The organism is Marinobacter algicola DG893 (assembly GCF_000170835.1).
In the GTDB taxonomy this organism is placed as follows: domain Bacteria; phylum Pseudomonadota; class Gammaproteobacteria; order Pseudomonadales; family Oleiphilaceae; genus Marinobacter; species Marinobacter algicola.
Genome location: NZ_ABCP01000002.1, coordinates 272,006 through 294,217, shown reverse-complemented (window position 1 = coordinate 294,217; position 22,212 = coordinate 272,006). Strand labels below are relative to the sequence as shown.

At 55.3% G+C, this 22,212-nt stretch carries 16 protein-coding genes; 12 read left to right on the top strand and 4 right to left on the bottom strand.

All coding sequences use genetic code 11. From position 1 onward, the window contains the following. Nucleotides 1-7 precede the first annotated feature (7 nt). Together MDG893_RS03545 and MDG893_RS03540 are read right to left on the bottom strand one after the other, a co-directional pair. Nucleotides 8-439 carry a universal stress protein gene (locus MDG893_RS03545; RefSeq protein WP_007152351.1) on the bottom strand — a complete coding sequence of 144 codons (432 nt, stop codon included), beginning with the start codon at nucleotides 437-439 and terminating at the stop codon, nucleotides 8-10. Nucleotides 440-596: 157 nt separating this feature from the next. Next, the gene (locus tag MDG893_RS03540; RefSeq protein ID WP_007152350.1) at nucleotides 597-1,412 is read right to left on the bottom strand and encodes a hypothetical protein; all 816 of its coding nucleotides are present in this window, start codon (nucleotides 1,410-1,412) and stop codon (nucleotides 597-599) included. 447 nt (nucleotides 1,413-1,859) lie between these two features. Here MDG893_RS03540 and fadB point away from each other — a divergent pair, with 447 nt between their 5' ends. The 3 genes from fadB (at nucleotide 1,860) to topA (ending at nucleotide 8,100) form a co-directional block, all read left to right on the top strand. Further along, the gene (gene fadB, locus MDG893_RS03535; RefSeq protein ID WP_007152349.1) at nucleotides 1,860-4,007 is read left to right on the top strand and encodes a fatty acid oxidation complex subunit alpha FadB; all 2,148 of its coding nucleotides are present in this window, start codon (nucleotides 1,860-1,862) and stop codon (nucleotides 4,005-4,007) included. A gap of 33 nt (nucleotides 4,008-4,040) precedes the next feature. Next, nucleotides 4,041-5,216 carry an acetyl-CoA C-acyltransferase FadA gene (gene fadA, locus MDG893_RS03530; RefSeq protein ID WP_007152348.1) on the top strand — a complete coding sequence of 392 codons (1,176 nt, stop codon included), beginning with the start codon at nucleotides 4,041-4,043 and terminating at the stop codon, nucleotides 5,214-5,216. 247 nt (nucleotides 5,217-5,463) lie between these two features. Continuing rightward, nucleotides 5,464-8,100 carry a type I DNA topoisomerase gene (gene topA / locus MDG893_RS03525; protein ID WP_007152347.1) on the top strand — a complete coding sequence of 879 codons (2,637 nt, stop codon included), beginning with the start codon at nucleotides 5,464-5,466 and terminating at the stop codon, nucleotides 8,098-8,100. A 60-nt stretch (nucleotides 8,101-8,160) separates the two neighbouring features. Here topA and MDG893_RS03520 read toward each other — a convergent pair whose 3' ends face one another. Continuing rightward, nucleotides 8,161-9,087, bottom strand: a complete 927-nt coding sequence (locus MDG893_RS03520; protein WP_157132750.1) for an NAD(P)-binding domain-containing protein — start codon at nucleotides 9,085-9,087, stop codon at nucleotides 8,161-8,163. Nucleotides 9,088-9,154: 67 nt separating this feature from the next. Next, nucleotides 9,155-10,429 carry a citrate synthase gene (gene gltA, locus MDG893_RS03515; RefSeq protein WP_007152345.1) on the bottom strand — a complete coding sequence of 425 codons (1,275 nt, stop codon included), beginning with the start codon at nucleotides 10,427-10,429 and terminating at the stop codon, nucleotides 9,155-9,157. Between the two features lie 458 nt (nucleotides 10,430-10,887). Here gltA and sdhC point away from each other — a divergent pair, with 458 nt between their 5' ends. The 9 genes from sdhC to sucD all read left to right on the top strand — a co-directional run bounded on the left by sdhC (nucleotide 10,888) and on the right by sucD (nucleotide 22,204). Continuing rightward, the gene (gene sdhC / locus MDG893_RS03510) at nucleotides 10,888-11,262 is read left to right on the top strand and encodes a succinate dehydrogenase, cytochrome b556 subunit (RefSeq protein ID WP_040474231.1); all 375 of its coding nucleotides are present in this window, start codon (nucleotides 10,888-10,890) and stop codon (nucleotides 11,260-11,262) included. After that, the gene (sdhD, locus tag MDG893_RS03505; protein WP_007152343.1) at nucleotides 11,256-11,600 is read left to right on the top strand and encodes a succinate dehydrogenase, hydrophobic membrane anchor protein; all 345 of its coding nucleotides are present in this window, start codon (nucleotides 11,256-11,258) and stop codon (nucleotides 11,598-11,600) included. Before sdhC ends, sdhD begins: the two co-directional genes overlap by 7 nt. 3 nt (nucleotides 11,601-11,603) lie before the next feature. Next, nucleotides 11,604-13,376 (top strand): succinate dehydrogenase flavoprotein subunit, encoded by a 1,773-nt coding sequence (gene sdhA / locus MDG893_RS03500; protein WP_007152342.1) that lies wholly within the window; start codon nucleotides 11,604-11,606, stop codon nucleotides 13,374-13,376. A gap of 13 nt (nucleotides 13,377-13,389) precedes the next feature. Beyond that, nucleotides 13,390-14,094, top strand: a complete 705-nt coding sequence (locus tag MDG893_RS03495; RefSeq protein ID WP_007152341.1) for a succinate dehydrogenase iron-sulfur subunit — start codon at nucleotides 13,390-13,392, stop codon at nucleotides 14,092-14,094. A gap of 307 nt (nucleotides 14,095-14,401) precedes the next feature. Further along, a complete protein-coding gene (locus MDG893_RS03490; protein ID WP_007152340.1) occupies nucleotides 14,402-17,239 on the top strand; it encodes a 2-oxoglutarate dehydrogenase E1 component in 2,838 nt (945 codons plus the stop codon). Nucleotides 17,240-17,264: 25 nt separating this feature from the next. Next, nucleotides 17,265-18,515, top strand: coding sequence for a 2-oxoglutarate dehydrogenase complex dihydrolipoyllysine-residue succinyltransferase (gene odhB, locus MDG893_RS03485; protein WP_007152339.1), 1,251 nt, complete (start codon nucleotides 17,265-17,267; stop codon nucleotides 18,513-18,515). A gap of 35 nt (nucleotides 18,516-18,550) precedes the next feature. Continuing rightward, a complete protein-coding gene (gene lpdA, locus MDG893_RS03480) occupies nucleotides 18,551-19,990 on the top strand; it encodes a dihydrolipoyl dehydrogenase (protein ID WP_007152338.1) in 1,440 nt (479 codons plus the stop codon). A 175-nt stretch (nucleotides 19,991-20,165) separates the two neighbouring features. Then, a complete protein-coding gene (gene sucC / locus MDG893_RS03475) occupies nucleotides 20,166-21,332 on the top strand; it encodes an ADP-forming succinate--CoA ligase subunit beta (RefSeq protein WP_007152337.1) in 1,167 nt (388 codons plus the stop codon). Further along, nucleotides 21,332-22,204: a succinate--CoA ligase subunit alpha gene (gene sucD, locus MDG893_RS03470; protein WP_007152336.1), complete on the top strand. Its 873-nt coding sequence runs from the start codon at nucleotides 21,332-21,334 to the stop codon at nucleotides 22,202-22,204. The genes sucC and sucD overlap by 1 nt, the downstream gene beginning before the upstream one ends. Nucleotides 22,205-22,212 lie beyond the last annotated feature (8 nt).

Here is a 22,212-nt window from a genome sequence, read left to right as displayed (position 1 = left end):
GGTCGGGCTACTGGATGCGGATAGCAAGGACGTCACAGACGGTGCCGTGCAAAACACCGTTAGCGGTCGACCCCAGAAGCAGCTGGAACCCTTTGCGACCGTGGCTTCCGACAACGACCAAATCCACATCCTGCTCCTCGGACAGCCGATGGATTTCGGACTCAGGGCGTCCCACAGTTACTATCTGATTGTCTTTGCCAACGTTGTACTTCTCACCGTACCCGGCGAGCTGTTCCTTTGCCGCCTTGTCCAATTGATCCTGCAGTTCCGTCAGGTCCATGGGGATGTCGCCCCCATAGGCGTAGCCGACTGGCTCAACCACGTGCACAAGCATCAACTCGGCACCGTGGGCTTTGCTTATTTCGACGGCCTTATTGAGAACCTGGGGGGCCTCTTCGGTCAGATCGATTGCCACCAGTATCTTCTTGTAGATCGACATCGCATCGCTCCTTCGCGGATGGGGTCAAGCTCATGGTGTGCCAAACCAGTACCTTGTCTTATCAGTGTAAACCAACACTGACAGGTATCAATAACGGACTGGAAGAGTGACGAGGAGAGTTGACCGGGGCAATGAAACGCCCCGGCCGGTATGAGGATCAGGCGTTTTCGCGCAACAGGCCAATGGTTGTTTCCAGGCCCCTGAGAATGCCCTTGGAATAGCGGTCGATCACAAACGCAACGTTGTTGTCGTTGTAGTTGATGTAGGAGCCACGAATGAACTCCCACTTGGAGGTCAGGTCGTCCAGTGCGGCTTTTAGTGGGCCCTGGGCGCTGCCTTTGGTGATCTGTGACAGCAAGGCGTCAAACTGCTTTGCCTGCTCGTCAAGAGGGATGTCGTTGGAGGAGCCCTGGAAGGTTTGCGCCACTGACGAATGGGTGCGGGCGGAGTACTTGGCCATCATCTGTGCCATGGTCACTGCCGCCGAGCGTGCGGCTTCGACTCTCTGGGCGGTTGCGACCTCGGCGCTTTCCCGGGCAACCGCGTACATTTCTGAAGCCACCTGGTTCATCGATAACGCCTGGTTCGCCATATCGGACACAAGGCGCAGATCGGGATAGCCGGTGTTGCGCACGTCATTGATGTTGCTCCGCATCAGGTCCTTGAACTTGTCGAATTCCAAGTTGAGGCTTTCCACCTGTGCTCCGGACAATACGCCGGCAGTGCTGTCGGCGACCGAATTCATGGATTCGTTGGCGGCATTGATACTGGCGACAATCTCGTTCAGGGTTTCGGTATCGCCACTTGCGCTGAAGCGATAGTAGGCATCGAGTGCCATGTAGTTATTGACCCGGAAATTATGCAGGTCCGACAGAAAACCGTCGCCTTCCTGGGCGCGGACCGTAAAGGAGGTGATCAGTAACAGCACGAGCGCCGTTACCAGGGAACGTACCCGCAAGCGAGCGTCTTTCATCGGATGGGTCTCCGTTAAGGCTGTTTTATTATTGTGGACTAAAGTCTTAGGCTGAAGGTAAAGTAACTCCGCCGGCCAATCAAGTTGTTTTAAGGGGCGTTACAGGCGTAAATGTAAACAAATTTAAAATTTACATGATAAACCTGCCGTTTTGCATCAATACCTCGAACTACATACTTGATAAACAACAATTCCATTCGCCTCCTGATGCCGTTCGGCTGTTCATTTCGGGGCAGGTCGGGTTGATTCTTCCAGAAACAAATTGACAAACGAGCCGTTTTTTTTCATCGTGTCACACCACGATTCAAACGACTGTATGAATTTTTGGATCGCTTGATCGGGTAGTGATAGAAAATAGTGACCGAAATCTCGCTGCATCAGCGGTCGTCTTGCGAAGCGCTTGTGCGGCTGTTTCAGCAGTTCCAAACACAGACTGGAGATCAGTTGATGATTTACGAAGGTAAAGCCATCACGGTTAAAGAGATCGAAGGCGGGATCGCTCAGTTGAACTTTGACTTGCAGGGCGAGTCAGTGAACAAGTTCAACCGTCTCACGATTGAAGAGCTCCGCGCCGCGACTGACAAACTGGAAGCGCAGAAGGGCCTGAAAGGCCTTGTTGTGACCAGTTCCAAGGACAGCTTTATTGTTGGCGCCGACATTACGGAATTCACCGACCTGTTTGCCGGGCCGGAAGAAGACCTCGTTGCCAACAACCTCAAGGCCAATGAGGTATTCAGCGCGATTGAAGATCTGCCTTTCCCCACCGTAACGGCGATCAACGGTATGGCATTGGGTGGCGGCTTCGAAATGTGTCTTGCCACGGATTACCGGGTGATGGACAAGAAGGCCAAAGTCGGTCTTCCGGAAGTAAAGCTGGGCATTTTCCCGGGTTTTGGCGGCACTGTGCGTCTGTCCCGTCTGGTCGGTGTTGACTATGCGGTTGAATGGATCTGCGGCGGCACTGAGAACCGTGCCGATAAAGCTCTTAAAGTTGGTGCAGTTGATGCCGTGCTTGAGGGTGAGAAGCTGGTAGAAGCAGCCATTAGCATTATCAACCAGTGCAACGACGGCAAGCTGGATTACCAGGCGCGTCGTGATGAGAAGAAGGGCAAGATCAAGCTGAACGCCATGGAAAGCATGATGGCTTTCGAGATCTCCAAGGCGTTCGTTGCCGGCCAGGCTGGCAAGAACTATCCGGCCCCGGTCGAGGCGATCAAGGTCATGCAGAAGCATGCCGGCCTTACCCGTGACAAAGCGATCGAGGTTGAAGCCAAAGGCTTCGCCAAGATGGCCAAAACCAACGTGGCAGCCTGCCTGGTTGGTCTGTTCCTGAACGATCAGGAGCTGAAGAAAAAGGCCAAGGCCTGGGAAAAGGAAGCCAATGACGTGAAACTGGCGGCCGTTCTGGGCGCTGGTATCATGGGTGGCGGCGTGGCCTACCAGTCCGCGTTGAAGGGTACGCCCATCATCATGAAGGACATCGCCCAGGAAGGCATTGCTCTGGGTCTTAAAGAGGCCAAGAAGCTTCTTTCCAAGCGCGTTGACAAGGGTAAGATGGACGCCAGCAAGATGGCTGACGTTCTGAACAGCATCACACCGACACTGAACTACGGCGACTTCAAGAATGTCGATCTGGTTGTCGAGGCGGTTGTTGAGAACCCGAAGGTTAAAGATGCGGTTCTGCGTGAAACGGAAGATCACATTCGCGAAGACGCGATTCTGACGTCAAACACTTCAACCATCTCCATCGACCTGCTGGCCAAGAACCTGAAGCGCCCGGAAAACTTCTGCGGCATGCATTTCTTCAACCCGGTGCACATGATGCCTTTGGTTGAGGTTATACGCGGCGCGAAGACCAGCGACCGGGCGATTGCCACCACAGTTGCCTACGCCAAGGCTATGGGCAAGACACCGATCGTTGTTAAAGATTGCCCCGGCTTTCTGGTCAACCGGGTTCTGTTCCCGTACTTCGGTGGTTTTGTGAACCTGGTGCGTGACGGCGCTGACTTCCAGCACGTCGACAAAGTTATGGAAAAGTTTGGCTGGCCGATGGGCCCTGCCTATCTGCTTGACGTGGTTGGCATGGATACCGGCAAGCACGCTGGTGAAGTCATGGCTGACGGCTTCCCGGATCGCATGAAGCACGAGGGTACTACCGCCATTGACGTTATGTTCGATAACAACCGTTACGGACAGAAGAACGACAAGGGCTTTTATAAGTACGAACTGGACCGCAAGGGCAAGCAGAAGAAGGTTGTCGACGAAGAAACCTACAAGCTGCTTGAGCCAGTTGTTCAGGGTAAGAACGATTTCAGCGACGAGGACATCATCGCCCGTATGATGCTGCCTCTGTGTCTTGAAACCGTTCGCTGCCTGGAAGATGGCATTGTTGAAGACCCGGCAGACGCCGATATGGGTTTGATCTTCGGTATCGGCTTCCCGCCATTCCGTGGTGGTGCCCTGCGTTATATCGACGACATGGGTGTCGACAAGTTCGTCGAGCTGGCAGACAAGTTTGCAGATCTTGGTCCCCTGTACCATCCGACCGAGAAGCTGCGTGAAATGGCCAAGACTGGCGAAAAGTTCTTTGGCTAACCCTGAACGAGATTTCCGAACGGAGAAAGATCTATGAGCCTTAATCCGAGAGACGTTGTCGTCGTCGATTGCGTGCGGACTCCGATGGGGCGTGCCAAAAACGGCTGCTTCCGCAATGTACGTGCGGAGACCCTGTCGGCTGCGCTGATCGAAGCACTGTTTGAGCGCAACCCGAAGCTCGACCCGAAAGAAGTTGAAGATGTGATCTGGGGCTGTGTAAACCAGACCAAGGAGCAGGGCTTCAACGTAGCGCGTCAGATCTCACTGCTGACCCGCATTCCTCACGAGTCTGCTGCGCAGACCGTGAACCGTCTGTGTGGTTCTGCCATGAGCGCGATTCACACCGCTGCCCAGGCGATCCAGACTGGCAACGGCGATGTGTTCTTCGTGGGTGGTGTTGAGCACATGGGTCACATTCCCATGACCGACGGTTTTGACCACAACCCGGCTGCGTCCAAGTACTCTGCCAAAGCGTCCAATATGATGGGCCTGACCGCAGAAATGCTCGCCAAGATGCACGGCATTACCCGTGAGCAGCAGGACGAGTTTGGCGCACGTTCACACCGCCTGGCGCATGAAGCCACTCAGGAAGGTCGCTTCAAGAACGAAATCGTTCCGATTGAAGGCCATGACGAGAACGGCTTTAAGGTGCTGATCGAGGAAGACGAAACCATTCGTCCCGAAACCACCGTTGAATCGCTGGGTCAGTTGAAGCCAGCGTTCGATCCTAAAAACGGCACAGTGACTGCAGGTACGTCCTCGCAGCTGACTGATGGTGCAGCAGCCATGGTGCTGATGTCCGCAGAACGTGCCGAGGCGTTGGGCCTGAAGCCGGTTGCCAAGATCCGCAGCATGGCCGTTGCCGGCTGTGATCCCGCAATCATGGGTTACGGTCCGGTTCCGGCAACCAAGAAGGCGTTGAAGCGTGCGGGCCTGAAAGTCGAAGACATCGACTTCTGGGAACTGAACGAAGCCTTTGCGGGTCAGTCCCTGCCGGTCTTGAAAGACCTGAAGCTGCTGGGTGTGATGGAAGAGAAGGTGAACCTGAACGGTGGCGCGATTGCCCTTGGGCATCCGCTGGGTTGTTCCGGTGCACGTATCTCCACAACCCTGCTGAATGTCATGCAGGCCAAAGGCGGTAAGCTTGGTGTTTCCACCATGTGTATCGGCCTGGGGCAGGGCATTGCAACGGTTTGGGAGCGTCTCTGATTCATTAACCGGAATCAGTAACGCTGTCTCAGGAGGCCCGGCAAATGCCGGGCTTTCCTGTCTCTGACTGTAGAAAAAGGTGCCTGGAAATAAAAGAATGGGTTGTCTTGCTTTTCTTGACCCTGTAAAACAATGCACCTATACACTTGTGGCGGCTATGGACTGTTTTCTAGCCGACTGATTTTACAGCGAGTTTACGGTTTGCTGATTTTTTAACCGATTATCGCCAAGGACACAGATCTCCGATATGGGTAAAAGCCTCGTTATTGTCGAGTCGCCAGCGAAAGCGAAGACCATCAACAAATACCTGGGGTCCGACTTCATTGTGAAGTCCAGCGTCGGGCACATTCGCGACCTTCCAGTCAGCGGTAGCGGCTCAACGTCAGATCCGAAAGAACGCGCCAGGCAGGCGGCGTTGACCCGCAAGATGAGCCCTGAAGAAAAGGTGATTCACAAGAAGCGGAAATCCAGGGAGCAACTGGTTGCCCGTATGGGGGTAGACCCTGACCAGGACTGGAGCGCCCGGTACGAGATACTGCCCGGTAAGGAAAAGGTTGTCAGCGAACTCAAACGGCTCGCGAAATCCGCTGATCATATCTATCTCGCGACGGATTTGGACCGTGAAGGGGAGGCGATCGCCTGGCACCTCCAGCAATCCATTGGCGGTGAGCCGGAAAAATATCGTCGCGTCGTGTTCAATGAGATCACCAAACGTGCCATCCAGGAAGCCTTCAAGGACCCGGGAAATCTCGATAACAACCGTGTGAACGCTCAACAGGCACGCCGATTCCTCGACCGGGTTGTCGGTTACATGGTGTCGCCGTTGCTGTGGGCGAAGATTGCACGAGGCCTTTCGGCGGGTAGGGTTCAGTCGGTCGCGGTGCGACTTATCGTCGAACGTGAGCGGGAAATTCGCAAGTTCGTTCCTGAAGAATTCTGGCAGTTGCACGCAGATCTGGCGTCCAAGCAGGCCGAGCAACCCGTTCGTTTTGAAGTGACGCGGTACGACGATAAAGTCTATCGTCCGGTTAGTGAAAAGCAGAGTACCGATCATGTTGAGCGCCTGAAGGATGGCACGTTCAAGGTCGCCAAACGAGAGGACAAGCCGACACGCTCCCGTCCCTCTGCTCCCTTCATTACCTCCACGCTGCAGCAGGCTGCCAGCAACCGGATGGGGTTCAGCGTCAAGAAAACCATGATGTTGGCGCAGCGCCTCTATGAAGCTGGCTTCATTACTTACATGCGTACCGACTCGACCAATCTGAGTCAGGACGCCGTGAGCACTTGCCGCGAATTTGTCAAAAAGCAGTTCGGCGATAAATTCCTGCCGGAGAAACCAAGGGTATACGGCAGCAAAGAGGGCGCCCAGGAAGCTCACGAGGCCATCCGTCCGACCGATGTGAGTCGTAGGCCGGCCGATATAAGCGGCCTGGAGAAGGACGCTGAAAAACTCTACGATCTGATCTGGCGCCAGTTTATTGCCTGCCAGATGGCGGATGCTGAATTCCTGAGCACGTCCATTGTGGTTGCCAACGGTGATTATGAGCTTCGTACCCGGGGCCGGATCATCAAGTTTGAGGGTTTCCTCAAGGTGGCACCCCAGTCGGGCAAGAAAGACGAAGACATCGCGCTTCCTGACATCAAGGTCGACGAAACACTGGCGTTGAAGAAGCTCGAGCCCAGTCAGCATTTCACCAAGCCGTCGCCGCGCTACACTGAGGCGAGTCTGGTCAAGGAGCTGGAGAAGCAGGGGATCGGACGACCATCCACCTACGCATCGATTATCTCCACCATTCAGGATCGCGGCTACGTTCGTTTGCAGAATCGCCGTTTCTACGCCGAAAAGATGGGCGAGATCGTCACCGAGCGGTTGTCGGAATCCTTTCCGAACCTCATGGACTTTGACTTCACCGCCAAAATGGAAGATGAGCTGGATGACATTGCTGGCGGCGAAGTGGACTGGAAGAAAGTTCTAAATGACTTTTATGGCCGTTTTCGTTTACAACTCGAAACCGCCGAGAGCGGTGACGATGGAAGCATGCGGGCGAACACCCCCACTGAGACCGATATTCCATGCCCGACGTGCAGTCGACCAATGCAGATTCGCGTAGCCAGTACCGGCGTTTTCCTGGGATGTTCAGGTTACTCCCTGCCACCCAAAGAACGTTGTAAAACAACCATCAACCTGGTTTCCGGTGACGAAGTTGTCAGTGCTGACGAAGATGTGGACGGCGAAGGTGAGACCCGCCTGCTGCGCAAGAAGCGGCGTTGCGCGAAATGCGGAACTGCCATGGACAGTTACCTGGTGGACGAGGGCCGAAAGCTTCATGTGTGCGGTAACAACCCCGATTGTTCCGGCTATGAAGTGGAGAAGGGTACGTTCCGTATAAAGGGCTACGAAGGTCCGACCCTCGAATGCGATAAGTGCGGCTCCGAGATGCAGCTGAAAACGGGGCGTTTCGGTAAATATTTCGGTTGTACCAACACCGAATGCAAGAACACCCGCAAGCTCCTGAAAAGCGGCGAGCCTGCGCCTCCCAAGATGGATCCAGTGCCAATGCCCGAGCTGCAGTGCCAGAAGGTGGAAGACACTTATGTACTTCGTGATGGCGCTTCCGGGTTGTTCCTCGCGGCCAGCAAGTTTCCCAAGAACCGGGAGACGCGTCCGCCGCTGGTTATGGAGATCAAGCCTCATCGCAAGGAAATTGATCCCAAGTACGGTTACTTGATGGATGCTCCGGAGCGCGACCCGGAAGGTAATCCGACGGTCATCCGATACAGCCGGAAGAGCAAGGAGCAGTATGTGATGTCGGAAAAAGACGGCAAAGCGACTGGATGGTCTGCGTGGTTCGTGAACGGCAAATGGCAGCCGAAAGAGAAGTGACGAGTGGATGACTGGTAGGATGGGTTCGATGCTCATCCTACCAGTTGTCTGGAGCGAACCTCAGGGTTTCTTGCGTAGCCGTTGTATCAGCGATGAAGTATCCCAGCGGCTTCCCCCCATTTGCTGAACATCTCCATAGAACTGGTCAACGAGTGCGGCGACCGGAATCCTCGATCCATTTTTCCTCGCCTCTTCGAGGCAGATTGCCAGATCCTTGCGCATCCAGTCGACAGCGAAGCCGTGCTCGAATTCTCCATCGATCATCGTGCCTGAGCGATTTTCCATCTGCCACGATTGAGCTGCGCCTTTTGAGATCACGTCGACGACTTTTCGAACATCCAGTTCTGCCTGTTCAGCAAAGTGAAGGGCTTCAGAAAGACCCTGAACCAGGCCAGCGATGGCGATCTGATTCACCATCTTCGTTTTCTGGCCGCTGCCGATCGGCCCCATGTGGTTCAGGGCCTTGGCGTAATGTTCCATCAGTGGTTTCGCTTGCGAAAAAGGATCGGCCTCCCCACCGCACATAATGGTCAGTTGACCGTTTTCCGCACCTTGCTGGCCACCGGATACCGGGGCGTCAATAAATTCGAGGTTGCGGGCCCTGGCAAGCTGCCCAAGCTGCTCTGCAATGCCTGCGGAGGCAGTTGTGTGGTCAACCAGCACAGCGCCGGGCTTGGCGTTGGCAATGATGCCCTCGGGGCCTTCGTAGACTTTTTCCAGATCGATATCGGCGCCCACGCAGGTAAATACGAAGTCTGCTTCAGCAACGGCGGCGGCGATAGAGTCGCAGGCCTTGCCGTTATACTGGCTCGCCCAGCTCTCTGCTTTGGCGTGAGTGCGGTTCCATACCTGGACCGTAAGGCCGGCGTTTGCCAGGTGGCCCGCCATTGGGTAGCCCATTACGCCGAGACCGATAAATGCGGCAGTTACGTTCATCACTGTTTCTCCGGACGTGGTTGGTGTTTGCGCGAAGTAGGCATCAATCATTACAGAATGTGAGGGCACAAAAAAGGCCGCTGTTGCAGCGGCCTTTCGATCAACGGCTATCCGAAAGCTATTTCTTGGGGTAGCTCCTTGCTTCGGAGCCTGTATACAGCTGGCGCGGCCGGCCAATGCGATAGTCGCCGCTGACCATTTCGTTCCAGTGTGAGAACCAGCCAATGGTCCGCGAAAGTGCGAATATGACGGTAAACATGGACGTCGGAATGCCGATGGCCTTGAGAATAAGGCCGGAGTAGAAGTCTACGTTCGGGTAAAGTTTACGCTGGACGAAGTACTCGTCTTCAAGGGCAATCTTCTCGAGACGTTGTGCAATCTTGAGGAGAGGATCATTCTCCAGGCCGAGCTCGGTCAGGACTTCGTGCGCGGTTTCGGCCATCACTTTGGCGCGTGGATCGAAGTTTTTATAAACCCGGTGGCCAAAGCCCATCAGGCGGAAGGGGTCGTCCTTGTCTTTTGCCTTGGCGATGAACTTCTCGATGTTGGACTCGTCCCCGATTTCCGCGAGCATGTCCAGCACAGCTTCGTTGGCGCCGCCATGGGCAGGCCCCCAGAGAGCCGCGATGCCAGAAGCGATACACGCGTAGGGGTTGGCACCGGTAGAGCCGGCAAGGCGTACGGTTGAGGTCGACGCGTTCTGTTCGTGATCGGCATGCAGGATGAAAATCTTGTCCATCGCCTTGGCGAGGATCGGATTTGGTTTGTATTCCTCGCAGGGAACGCCAAACATCATCTGCAGGAAGTTCTCAGAGTAGGTCAGGTCGTTGCGGGGATACATGAACGGCTGGCCGATGCTGTACTTGTAGCACCAGGCTGCAATCGTTGGCATTTTCGCAACCAGGCGGTGAGCGGTGATTTCCCGCTGCTCAATGTTGGTGACGTCCATCTGATCGTGATAGAAGGCCGACAGAGCGCCGACGACACCGCACATGATGGCCATCGGATGCGCATCACGGCGGAAACCCTGGAAGAAGTTGCGCATCTGGTCGTGCAACATCGTGTGGTTTTTGATGGTGTCGTGGAAGCGCTTGTTCTCTTCCGCTGTCGGAAGCTCGCCGTTGAGCAGGAGGTAGCAGACTTCCAGGTAGTCGGAGTTTTCTGCCAATTCCTCGATTGGGTAGCCTCGGTGCAGGAGAACGCCCTTGGCGCCATCGATGTAGGTAATCTGGGATTCGCAGGCTGCGGTGGATACAAATCCAGGGTCGTACGTAAAGACGCCTTCCTGGACAAGGCTTCTCACGTCAATGACGTCAGGGCCGACGGTGCCTGAGTAAACCGGTAGCTCAATGGACTTGTCACCCACCGAAAGCGTGGCTTTCCTGTCGGTCATGGTGCTCTCCTATTTATCAGCATTTGGAAGCGCTAGAAGGCGCGTATTATCGCAAAACTGGCGGCAAAATATAGGGCGTTGGCTTTTTTTGTCAATGGAAGAGGCAATAAAACCCATTATTTGACAGTTTCTGTAAATCAGGGAAATCCAGAATACGGCCGCTTTCGAGGTTAAATTGATTTTGTCAATCCTCTTTATAGCGAGTCCCGGAGCCTGATTTAACGGGCTCTGGCAGAGTTGCGCGTTTGTAATTGAAAAGGGTACTCCTTATAATCCGTAGCCCGGAATCGGGGATATAACAGGCCGCAGCGTCAGATTTTAAAAGAGCGCATGCCGGTTTTTCTCCCTCCTGAGCACATCGTGTGCCGGATTCGTCCAGCATGCCGATCCTTACATACCAACCATCCGCATCCGGTCTTTTCCGGCCCCGCGGAACCAAGAGAGAGTGTGAGAGCGCTGTGAATAGCAAACGACCAGTAAATCTCGATCTCGGCAAGTTTCATTTTCCGCTGCCAGCCATCACGTCCATACTGCATCGCGTCAGTGGCATCATCATTTTCGTGGGTGTTGCTTTCATGTTGTATGGGCTTCAGCTTTCCCTTTCCGGGGAAGAAGGCTTCAGTCGGGTTAGTGACTTGCTGGACAGTTTCCTTGCGAAGCTGATTACCTGGGGCATTCTGTCTGCCTTGCTGTACCACCTGGTTGCGGGTATCAAGCACCTGCTGATGGATATGGGCATCGGCGAAGAGCTGGAAAGTGGCCGGCTCGCGGCGAAAGCCACAGTCGTAATCTCCGTTATTCTCATCCTTCTGGCAGGAGTCTGGGTATGGTAAACAGCGTAACGAATCTCGGACGCAGCGGTGTTTTCGATTGGATGATCCAGCGTGTTACCGCCTACGTACTTGCTCTGTATACAGTTTTTCTTTTCGGGTTCGTCCTGACCACTGATATTAATTACGACAGCTGGTCAGCGCTTTTCGACCAGACCTGGTTCCGCATCTTCACACTGCTTGCACTGCTCTCAATCGGCGCGCACGCCTGGGTTGGGCTTTGGACAGTGACAACGGATTACATCAAGGCGACCCTGCCGCGCTTCCTGGTACAGGCACTGTGCGGCCTGGCCATGTTCGTGTATTTGGTCTGGGGCATTCAGATTCTTTGGGGGCTTTAATTAATGGCTAATATCAAGACCATGTCTTATGACGCGATTGTTATCGGTGGCGGCGGTGCCGGTATGCGTGCCGCCCTTCAGTTGACAGAATCCGGCGTCAATACCGCATGTATCACCAAGGTATTTCCGACCCGTTCCCACACTGTATCCGCCCAGGGTGGTATTACCTGTGCCATTGCCAGTGCTGACCCCAATGATGACTGGCGCTGGCATATGTATGACACCGTCAAGGGTTCCGACTATATCGGTGACCAGGACGCGATTGAGTACATGTGTTCCGTGGGTCCCCAGGCTGTGTTCGAGCTCGAGCACATGGGGCTGCCGTTCTCGCGTACCGAGCAAGGGCGCATTTATCAACGCCCGTTTGGCGGCCAGTCCAAGGGCCCGGATAATCCCACTCAGGCCGCCCGTACCTGTGCTGCTGCCGACCGTACGGGGCATGCGCTGCTGCACACGCTTTACCAGGCAAACCTCAAGGGTGGCACCACCTTCCTGAATGAGTGGTACGCCGTTGATCTGGTCAAGAACAGTAAGAACGAAGTGGTCGGTGTTGTGGCCATTGAGATTGAAACCGGCGAGGTGGCTTACATCAAGTCCAAGGCCACGGTTCTGGCTACGGGCGGCGCCGGCCGTATCTATGCGTCCACTACCAACGCCCTGATCAACACTGGCGATGGTATCGGTATGGCGCTTCGCGCTGGCTTCCCGATGCAGGATATGGAAATGTGGCAATTCCACCCGACTGGCATCTACGGTGCGGGCACCCTGGTGACTGAGGGTTGTCGGGGTGAAGGTGGCTACCTCATCAACGCCGAGGGCGAGCGATTCATGGAGCGCTATGCGCCGAACGCGAAAGACCTTGCCGGCCGTGACGTTGTCGCGCGCTCCATGGTTATTGAGATCCTTGAGGGTCGTGGCTGTGGTCCGGACAAGGATCACGTGCTTCTGAAGCTGGATCACTTGGGTGAAGAAACCCTGAATCTGCGCTTGCCGGGCATCTGTGAACTGTCCCGTACCTTCGCTCACGTCGATCCTGTGAAAGAGCCGGTGCCGGTGGTACCAACCTGTCACTACATGATGGGGGGTATTCCCACCAACGTGGGTGGCCAGGCCCTGAGTCAGGATGAAAATGGCAACGACACGCCCATTCCCGGCTTGTTTGCCTGTGGTGAGGCAGCTTGTGTGTCTGTTCATGGTGCCAACCGTCTCGGCGGAAATTCATTGTTGGATCTGGTCGTCTTTGGTCGTGCTGCTGGCCTGCACATTGAAGAGCAGCTTCGCGGCGGCTTTGAAGTGGATGGCGCCAGCGAGGAAGATATCAAGAACGCCATGGCACGCCTTGATCGCCTGAACAGCGCCTCGGAAGGTGAGAGCGTTGCGGAAGTGCGTAAGGATCTGCAGAACTGCATGCAGCTTTACTTCGGTGTGTTCCGTGACGGTAAGAGCATGGAAGAAGGTCTTCAGAAGCTGGAAGACATTGGTAAGCGCGTTCGTAATACCAAGCTCGCGGACACCAGCAATGCGTTTAACACCGCACGTATCGAAGCCCTTGAGCTCGACAACCTGTATGAAGTTGCCCTTGCAACGGCCGTTTCAGCGTATGAGCGTAAGGAAAGCCGCGGTGCTCATGCCCGTAACGACTTTACCGAGCGTGATGATGAAAACTGGCTGAAGCATTCGCTGTACTTCCCGCTGGACAAGCGTGTTGGAAAGCGTGATGTAAACTTCGCTCCGAAAACGGTGGATACATTCCAGCCGAAGATCCGGACTTACTAAGGGGGATTGTGCAATGTTAGTAAGCCTGTACCGCTACAACCCGGAAACCGACAATGCGCCCTATATGCAGGACGTAGAGCTGGATATACCGGAAGGAAAGGACCTGATGGTTTTGGATGTCCTTAACCTGGTCAAGGAGCAAGACCCCTCAATGGCCTATCGCCGTTCCTGTCGGGAAGGCGTGTGTGGGTCCGACGGCATGAACATGAATGGCAAGAACGGTCTTGCCTGTATTACGCCGTTGTCGGAAGTGCTCAAGAACAACAAATTGGTATTGCGCCCGTTGCCGGGATTGCCGGTGATTCGTGATCTGGTCGTGGATATGAGCCTGTTCTACAAGCAGTACGAAAAGGTCATGCCGTATCTGGTCAACGACAACCCGGCGCCCGCCATTGAGCGGTACCAGTCACCGGAAGACCGGGAAAAGCTGGACGGCCTGTACGAGTGTATCCTCTGTGCCTGCTGTTCCACGTCCTGCCCGTCGTTCTGGTGGAATCCGGATAAGTTTGTTGGCCCAGCCGGGCTGCTGCAAGCCTACCGGTTCCTGGCAGATAGCCGGGATACCGCGCAGGAGGAGCGTCTTGCCAATCTGGATGATCCGTTTAGCGTATTCCGCTGTCGGGGCATCATGAACTGTGTCAGCGTTTGCCCAAAAGGCTTGAACCCAACTCGGGCGATTGGCCACATTCGGAACCTTCTGCTTCAGCGGGCTACGTAAGCAGAATCTGAAACAAACGCTATACTGTGCTGACAAGGCTCGCACCCGGAAGGGCTCGCAACGACGCGGGCCCTTCAACCAAAGGCTTATAGTCAAAAGTCTTAGCAGGGTGCACACTACGCAGGCCGTGACGGGAGCTTAAAAGGTTCCTAACGGTTTGCTGAGTATAATAACCACCGGGGAACGGAAAACATCCATGTTGGGTGTGGTGGCCACAGTCGATCCCGTAAAAACCCGTATTGACTCAGATATACCCCTGGCCGACCATAGCCAGCTCCCCGCACCAGCCCAAGGTGAGCTATTCAAAATGCACGAAAGCATAATGGAGCAGTTGTGGCAGACTTCCCACCTACAAGGGGGGAATCTCGCCTATGTTGAACAGCTTTTCGAAACCTACCTGACAGACCCCAATGCCGTTCCCGAAGAATGGCGCAGCTATTTCGATAAACTTCCCAGTGTGGATGGCTACAAAGGTCGCGATATAGACCATTCGTCCATCCGCCAGCAATTTGAGCACATCTCCCGTAACCAGCGCTTTCTTGCCAGCAGCGGCGTACCTGCCAGCGCTACGGTTGATGCGGACAAAAAGCAGATCCGTGTCCTCCAGTTGATCAACGCTTTCCGTTTTCGTGGCCATCAGGAAGCAAAGCTGGATCCGCTCGGTGTCTGGAACCGCCCGCAGGTTGAAGATCTCGATCCAGCCTTTCACGAGCTTTCGGAAGCAGACTACGACCTCGAGTTTCAGACCGGTTCGCTGAATTTCGGCTCCGAAACAATGAAGCTTCGGGATATCGTTGGCGGTCTTCGCCAGACGTACTGTGAAAGCATCGGTGCGGAATACATGCACGTTGTGGACACTCGGATCAAACGCTGGTTCCAGCAACGCATGGAGCCGGTTCGCTCGCGCCCCAACTACGAGTCTGCAACCCGTAAGCATTTGCTGGAGCGGTTGACCGCGGCGGAAGGTCTCGAAAAATACCTGGGTTCCCGCTATCCGGGCGTTAAGCGGTTTGGCCTTGAAGGCGGCGAGAGCCTGATCCCCTGTCTGGATGAGCTGATCCAGCGGGCTGGCAGCTACGGCGCAAAAGAAATTGTATTGGGCATGGCGCACCGGGGCAGGTTGAATGTTCTGGTTAATACGCTTGGCAAGAACCCGAAAGAACTGTTTGACGAGTTTGAAGGCAAGAAACTCGCCGATTCCGGTTCCGGTGACGTTAAATATCACCAGGGCTTTTCCTCCAATGTGATGACCGAAGGTGGCGAAATCCACCTTGCGCTGGCGTTTAACCCGTCGCACCTGGAAATTGTGTCTCCGGTGGTTGAGGGCTCAGTCCGTGCCCGCCAGACCCGTCGTAACGACCCCAACGGCACCCAATGTGTGCCCATCATCATGCACGGTGACGCTGCGTTTGCCGGGCAGGGTGTGGTTATGGAAACCTTCCAGATGTCCCAGACCCGGGGCTATGGCGTTGGCGGCACTATTCATATCGTCATCAATAACCAGGTTGGTTTTACCACCAGCAAGCAGGAAGATGCCCGGTCCACGGAATACTGCACCGATGTGGCCAAGATGATTCAGGCCCCGATCCTGCACGTGAATGCGGACGATCCCGAGGCGGTCATGTTCGTGACCCAGATGGCCATGGATTACCGCCACGAGTTCAAGAACGATGTGGTGATCGATCTGGTGTGCTATCGCCGCCGCGGACACAACGAAGCGGATGAGCCGGCCGCAACACAGCCGGTGATGTACGAAAAGATTCGCAAGCTGACAACCACCCGCAACCTCTATGCGGAAAAGCTGGTTGCTGATGGCGTGATCAGTGAAGACGAAGCCAAGCAGATTGAATTGGACTACCGGGACGAGCTGGACAAAGGTGACCACGTGGTCAAGTCCCTGGTCAAGGAGCCCAACAAGGATCTGTATGTCGACTGGACGCCTTATCTGGGCCACGAGTGGACGGCAAAGTGCAAATCCAGTGTTGCCCTCAAGACGATCCAGAAACTGGGCAAGAAACTGACTCACGTGCCGGAAGGCTTCAGTGTCCAGCGTCAGGTATCCAAGATTGTCAGTGACCGGGAAAAAATGACCGCCGGCGCGCTGCCGATTAACTGGGGCTACGGTGAAGTGATGGCCTACGCCACGCTTTTGAATGAAGGCCATCCCATCCGGATCACCGGCCAGGACGTTGGTCGTGGTACCTTCTCTCATCGCCACGCGGTGCTGCACAACCAGAAGGATGGTGCCCACCATATTGCTCTGGAGCACATTTCCGAGAACCAGCCGAAGTTTGAAATCTACGACTCACTGCTCTCAGAAGAGGCGGTGATGGCGTTCGAATATGGTTATTCCACCACGGCACCCAATGGTCTTGTGGTCTGGGAAGCCCAGTTTGGTGACTTCGCCAATGGCGCCCAAGTGGTGATCGATCAGTTCCTGACCAGCGGTGAGCACAAGTGGGGGCGGCTATGTGGCCTTACCCTTCTGTTGCCACATGGCTATGAAGGCCAGGGCCCGGAGCACAGTTCGGCAAGACTGGAGCGTTTCCTGCAGTTGTCCGCGGAGCACAATATTCAGGTGTGCGTGCCGACCACGCCATCCCAGGTATTCCATATGCTGCGTCGTCAGGTTAAGCGCCCACTGCGCAAACCTTTGGTTGCGATTACGCCAAAGAGCCTGTTGCGTCATAAGGAAGCCACCTCGGAACTGGACGACCTGACATCGGGTACCTTCAAGACGGTACTGCCGGAGAAGGAACCCTCCGACCCGAAAAAAGTCACTCGTCTGATTCTGTGCAGCGGCAAGGTCTATTTTGACCTGTTGGAGCGCAAAAAAGCGGACGAGCGGGATGACGTTGCTATTGTTCGTATCGAACAGCTATACCCATTCCCGGGAGACGATCTGGACGAGCTCCTGAGCCAGCACAGCAAGCTCAAGCACGTGGTCTGGTGCCAGGAAGAGCCCATGAACCAGGGGGCCTGGTATTGCAGCCAACATCATATGCGTAATGCGCTGCATCGTCACAATCCCAAGCTGTATCTTCAGTATGCCGGTCGTGACGCCTCAGCGGCTCCGGCTTGTGGCCATATGTCGGTTCACATTGAAGAGCAGAAAAAACTGGTTAACGACGCGTTTGAAATCTGACGAGCTACCGAACTAAGGATCCGAGATGTCAACTGAAATAAAAGCCCCCGTATTCCCAGAGTCGGTCGCAGAGGGGACAGTCGCGACCTGGCACAAGCAGCCTGGCGAAGCCTGTTCACGTGACGAACTGATTGTCGATATTGAAACCGACAAGGTCGTACTCGAGGTGGTAGCTCCGGCGGATGGTGTTATCGAGGAAGTACTCAAGGGCGAAGGCGACACCGTAGAAAGTGGTGAAGTCGTCGGTAAGTTCAAGGAAGGCGCGGCTGGTGACTCCAAGCCTGCAGCCAAGGATGACAGCAAGAAAGAGGAAAGTAAGCCCGAAGCGACTTCGGAAAAGTCCTCCGAAGCGCCTGCCAAATCCTCTGGCGAAGCCATCCTCAGCCCGGCAGCGCGGAAGCTGGCGGAAGAGAACGGCATTGATCCGGACGCCATTGAGGGTACCGGAAAAGACGGCCGCGTAACTAAAGAAGATGTTCAGAATCATATAGATACTGGAAAATCTTCAGGGGCTGCTTCAAATCCGGCATCGAAGCCGGCCGGCGATATGCCGCAGGTGGATGTTGGATCCGGCGAGCGTCCGGAGAAGCGCGTTCCCATGACTCGTCTGCGCGCCAGCATTGCGAAACGACTGGTCAATGCCCAGCAGACTGCGGCCATGCTCACCACGTTCAACGAAGTGAACATGGGGCCGGTCATGGAGCTGCGCAAGCAATACAAAGAAAGCTTCGAAAAGCGTCATGGCGTCAAGCTCGGTTTCATGTCCTTTTTCACCAAGGCAGCGACCGAAGCGCTGAAGCGCTTCCCGGCGGTCAACGCCTCCATCGACGGTAACGACATGGTTTACCATGGTTACCAGGATATTGGTATTGCAGTATCAAGTGACCGCGGCCTGGTTGTGCCTGTGGTTCGTGACACCGATGCGCTCGGCCTGGCCGACATTGAGAAGAAGATCGTCGAGTACGGAACCAAGGCCAAAGACGGCAAGCTCGGTATCGAGGATATGACCGGTGGCACCTTTACCATCACCAACGGTGGTATCTTCGGTTCACTGATCTCCACGCCGATCCTCAATCCGCCACAGACGGCCATCCTGGGTATGCACAAGATTCAGGAGCGTCCGATGGCTGTGAACGGCAAGGTCGAGATTCAGCCGATGATGTATCTGGCGCTCTCCTACGACCACCGCATGATCGATGGCAAGGAAGCAGTGCAGTTCCTGGTGGCTATCAAGGAAATGCTTGAAGACCCGGCGCGCATTCTGCTGGACGTCTGAGCTGACACTTAACGAATTGGATAACGGGATAAAACATGTCTGACAAGTACGACGTAATCGTCATTGGCGCTGGCCCGGGCGGCTATGTTGCCGCCATCAAAGCGGCTCAGCTAGGCCTGAAAACCGCGTGTATCGAGTCCTGGACCGATAAAGAAGGCAAGAACCGGCTAGGCGGTACCTGCCTGAATGTGGGCTGCATTCCTTCCAAGGCGTTGCTGGAGATTTCCCACAAGTATGAGGAAGCCAGCCACGATTTTGCCGAGCAGGGCATTATCGCCAAGGAAGTCGGATTCGACATCGCCAAGATGATGAAGCGCAAAGAAGGCATCGTGGACCAGCTGACCGGTGGCATCGGTGGCCTGTTCAAGTCCAACGGCGTTACACCGATCTACGGCCATGGGAAGCTGTTGGCCAACCGCAACGTGGAAGTGACCGATAAGGACGGCAAGAAAAAGACCTACGAGGCGGAGAATGTGATTATCGCCACGGGTTCACGTCCTATCCAGATTCCACCAGCGCCATTCGATGGTACGCACATTGTGGACTCTGAGGGCGCTCTGGAGTTCACTGAGGTTCCCAAGCGTCTCGGCGTTATCGGGGCCGGCGTTATCGGTCTGGAACTGGGCAGCGTGTGGGCTCGCCTGGGGGCAGAGGTAACGGTACTTGAAGCTGTTGATACCTTCCTGCCAGTTGTTGACCAGCAGGTTGCCAAGGATGCGTTGAAACAGTTCCAGAAGCAGGGTCTTAACATTGTCCTGGGCGCACGTATGACCGGTGCGGAAGTCAAGCGCAAACTGGTCAATGTGACCTATGAGGATTCGAAGGGTAAGCAGGAAGCCAAGTTTGACAAGCTGATCGTCGCCGTTGGCCGTCGCCCCTATACCGATAACCTGTTGTCTGAAGACTCCGGTGTAAAACTGGACGAACGCGGTTTCATCTTCGTGGATGACAACTGTAAAACCGAGGCGCCTGGCGTCTGGGCGGTTGGTGACGTGGTCCGTGGCCCGATGCTGGCCCACAAGGCATCCGAAGAAGGCGTTATGGTTGCTGAGCGTATTGCCGGGCACAAGCCTCAGGTTAACTACGATTGCATCCCGAACGTGATCTACACGTCGCCGGAAGTCGCCTGGGTTGGGAAGACCGAGCAGGAGATGAAAGCGGAAGGTGAAGAGTACAATGTGGGCACGTTCCCGTTTGCCGCCAATGGTCGTGCCATGGCAGCGAATGCGGCGTCCGGCATGGTCAAGATCATCGCCGACGCGAAAACCGACCGAATTGTCGGTTTCCACGTGGTGGGTCCCCAGGCCTCTGAAATCGTTGCTCAGGGCGTCATTGCCATGGAGTTCGGTTCCAGTGCTGAAGATCTCGCCTTGACCTGTTTTGCACATCCGACTCTGTCCGAGTCTGTGCATGAAGCGGCTCTGGGTGTTGCCGGCGGAGCGATTCACATCGCCAACCGTCGCAAAAAGAAGTAGCGCGAGCCAGGAAACAGGGGCGCCAATGACGGCGCCCCGCTGCTATTAAAACGGCTGGTTTTCGGTCGCGTTAAGGATGCGCTGAGGTGATCCCCGGCGCATCGAACCGAATTCGCATAGCGCGGGTTCAATTTCCGTATGTGGTTATCCTCCATCAGAAAGCGGGACATTAACTATGAATTTGCATGAATATCAGGGCAAACAGCTTTTCGCTGAATATGGCCTGCCAGTATCCCAGGGCGTTGCCTGCGATACCCCTCAGGAAGCCGTAGCGGCTGCCACCGAAATCGGTGGTGACGCATGGGTTGTAAAGGCACAGGTTCACGCTGGTGGCCGTGGTAAGGCCGGTGGTGTAAAGCTGGTCAAGAGCAAAGATGAAATCCGTGAGTTCGCTGAAAAGTGGCTGGGCAAGAACCTGGTAACTTACCAGACTGACGAGAATGGCCAGCCGGTGAGCAAGATTCTGGTTGAATCCCTGACCGACATCGACCAGGAACTGTACCTGGGCGCGGTTGTGGATCGTGGCACCCGTCGTATCGTGTTCATGGCCTCCACCGAAGGTGGTGTTGAGATCGAACAGGTTGCCGAAGAAACTCCGGAAAAGATTCTGAAAGCCGAAATCGACCCGCTGGTTGGCGCGCAGCCGTACCAGGGTCGCGAGCTGGCGTTCAAGCTGGGCCTTGAAGGCAAACAGATCGGTCAGTTCACCAAGATCTTCATGGGTCTGGCGAAACTGTTTGAAGACCGTGACCTGGCGCTGCTGGAGATTAACCCGCTGGTCATCACGCCAGCCGGTGACCTGCATTGCCTGGACGCCAAGATCGGTGTTGATGGCAACGCACTGTATCGCCAGAAAAAAATCCACGAGATGCACGATCCCTCCCAGGAAGATTCTCGTGAAGCCGAAGCAGCCAAGTGGGAACTGAACTACGTGGCGCTGGAAGGCAACATCGGCTGCATGGTTAACGGCGCAGGCCTTGCCATGGGTACTATGGACATCATCAAGCTGTCCGGTGGCCAGCCGGCCAACTTCCTGGACGTTGGCGGCGGCGCGACCAAAGAGCGCGTTTCTGAAGCGTTCAAGATCATTCTGTCTGACGATAGCGTAAAGGCCGTTCTGGTTAACATTTTCGGCGGTATCGTACGTTGTGACATGATTGCCGAAGGCATTATCGGTGCGGTTAAGGACGTGGGCGTCAAGGTTCCTGTGGTTGTCCGTCTGGAAGGCAACAACGCCGAGAAGGGCACTCAGGTACTCGCCGACAGTGGCCTGAACATCATTGCCGCCACCAGCCTGGCGGATGCTGCAGAGCAAGTCGTTAAAGCCGCAGGGGGTAAATAATGAGCATCCTGATCAACAAAGACACCAAGGTTATCTGCCAGGGCTTTACCGGCGCACAGGGCACGTTCCACTCTGAGCAAGCCATTGAGTACGGCACCAAAATGGTTGGTGGCGTAAGCCCCGGTAAGGGCGGCACCGAACACTTGGGCCTGCCGGTGTTCAACACCGTGCGTGAAGCGGTCGAAAAGACCGGCGCCGAAGCCACTGTTATCTACGTTCCAGCGCCGTTCTGTAAAGACGCCATCGTTGAAGCGGCTGACGCTGGTATTCAGCTGATTGTCTGCATCACCGAAGGCATCCCGACCATCGACATGCTTTACGCAAAAGAGTACGTCGATCGCAAGGGTGTTCGCATGATCGGCCCTAACTGCCCAGGCGTTATCACACCGGGTGAGTGCAAGATCGGCATCATGCCGGGCAACATCCACAAGCCGGGCAAAGTCGGTATCGTGTCCCGCTCAGGTACCCTGACGTACGAAGCGGTCAAGCAAACCACCGACTTTGGCTACGGCCAGTCCACCTGCGTCGGCATCGGTGGTGACCCGATTCCGGGCTCCAACTTCATCGATATCCTGCAGTTGCTGCAGGACGATCCGCAGACAGAAGCCATCGTGATGATCGGTGAGATCGGCGGAACCGCTGAAGAAGAAGCTGCTGCGTTCATCAAGGAAAACGTCAGCAAGCCGGTGGTGTCTTACATCGCGGGCGTGACGGCACCTCCTGGCAAGCGTATGGGCCACGCCGGTGCGATTATCTCCGGTGGTAAAGGCACGGCGGATGAGAAGTTCGCTGCACTGAACGACGCCGGTGTCAAAACCGTGCGCAGCCTGGCTGAAATCGGCAAGGCGCTCAAGGAAGTGACTGGCTGGTAAAATACCGC

Excerpts from the sequence above, each read along its gene's own strand:
- MDG893_RS03545 (WP_007152351.1), bottom strand. The coding sequence starts at position 439 with ATGTCGATCTACAAGAAGATACTGGTGGCAATCGATCTGACCGAAGAG.
- MDG893_RS03540 (WP_007152350.1), bottom strand. The coding sequence starts at position 1,412 with ATGAAAGACGCTCGCTTGCGGGTACGTTCCCTGGTAACGGCGCTCGTG.
- fadB (WP_007152349.1), top strand. The coding sequence starts at position 1,860 with ATGATTTACGAAGGTAAAGCCATCACGGTTAAAGAGATCGAAGGCGGG.
- fadA (WP_007152348.1), top strand. The coding sequence starts at position 4,041 with ATGAGCCTTAATCCGAGAGACGTTGTCGTCGTCGATTGCGTGCGGACT.
- topA (WP_007152347.1), top strand. The coding sequence starts at position 5,464 with ATGGGTAAAAGCCTCGTTATTGTCGAGTCGCCAGCGAAAGCGAAGACC.
- MDG893_RS03520 (WP_157132750.1), bottom strand. The coding sequence starts at position 9,087 with ATGATTGATGCCTACTTCGCGCAAACACCAACCACGTCCGGAGAAACA.
- gltA (WP_007152345.1), bottom strand. The coding sequence starts at position 10,429 with ATGACCGACAGGAAAGCCACGCTTTCGGTGGGTGACAAGTCCATTGAG.
- sdhD (WP_007152343.1), top strand. The coding sequence starts at position 11,256 with ATGGTAAACAGCGTAACGAATCTCGGACGCAGCGGTGTTTTCGATTGG.
- sdhA (WP_007152342.1), top strand. The coding sequence starts at position 11,604 with ATGGCTAATATCAAGACCATGTCTTATGACGCGATTGTTATCGGTGGC.
- MDG893_RS03495 (WP_007152341.1), top strand. The coding sequence starts at position 13,390 with ATGTTAGTAAGCCTGTACCGCTACAACCCGGAAACCGACAATGCGCCC.
- MDG893_RS03490 (WP_007152340.1), top strand. The coding sequence starts at position 14,402 with ATGCACGAAAGCATAATGGAGCAGTTGTGGCAGACTTCCCACCTACAA.
- odhB (WP_007152339.1), top strand. The coding sequence starts at position 17,265 with ATGTCAACTGAAATAAAAGCCCCCGTATTCCCAGAGTCGGTCGCAGAG.
- lpdA (WP_007152338.1), top strand. The coding sequence starts at position 18,551 with ATGTCTGACAAGTACGACGTAATCGTCATTGGCGCTGGCCCGGGCGGC.
- sucC (WP_007152337.1), top strand. The coding sequence starts at position 20,166 with ATGAATTTGCATGAATATCAGGGCAAACAGCTTTTCGCTGAATATGGC.
- sucD (WP_007152336.1), top strand. The coding sequence starts at position 21,332 with ATGAGCATCCTGATCAACAAAGACACCAAGGTTATCTGCCAGGGCTTT.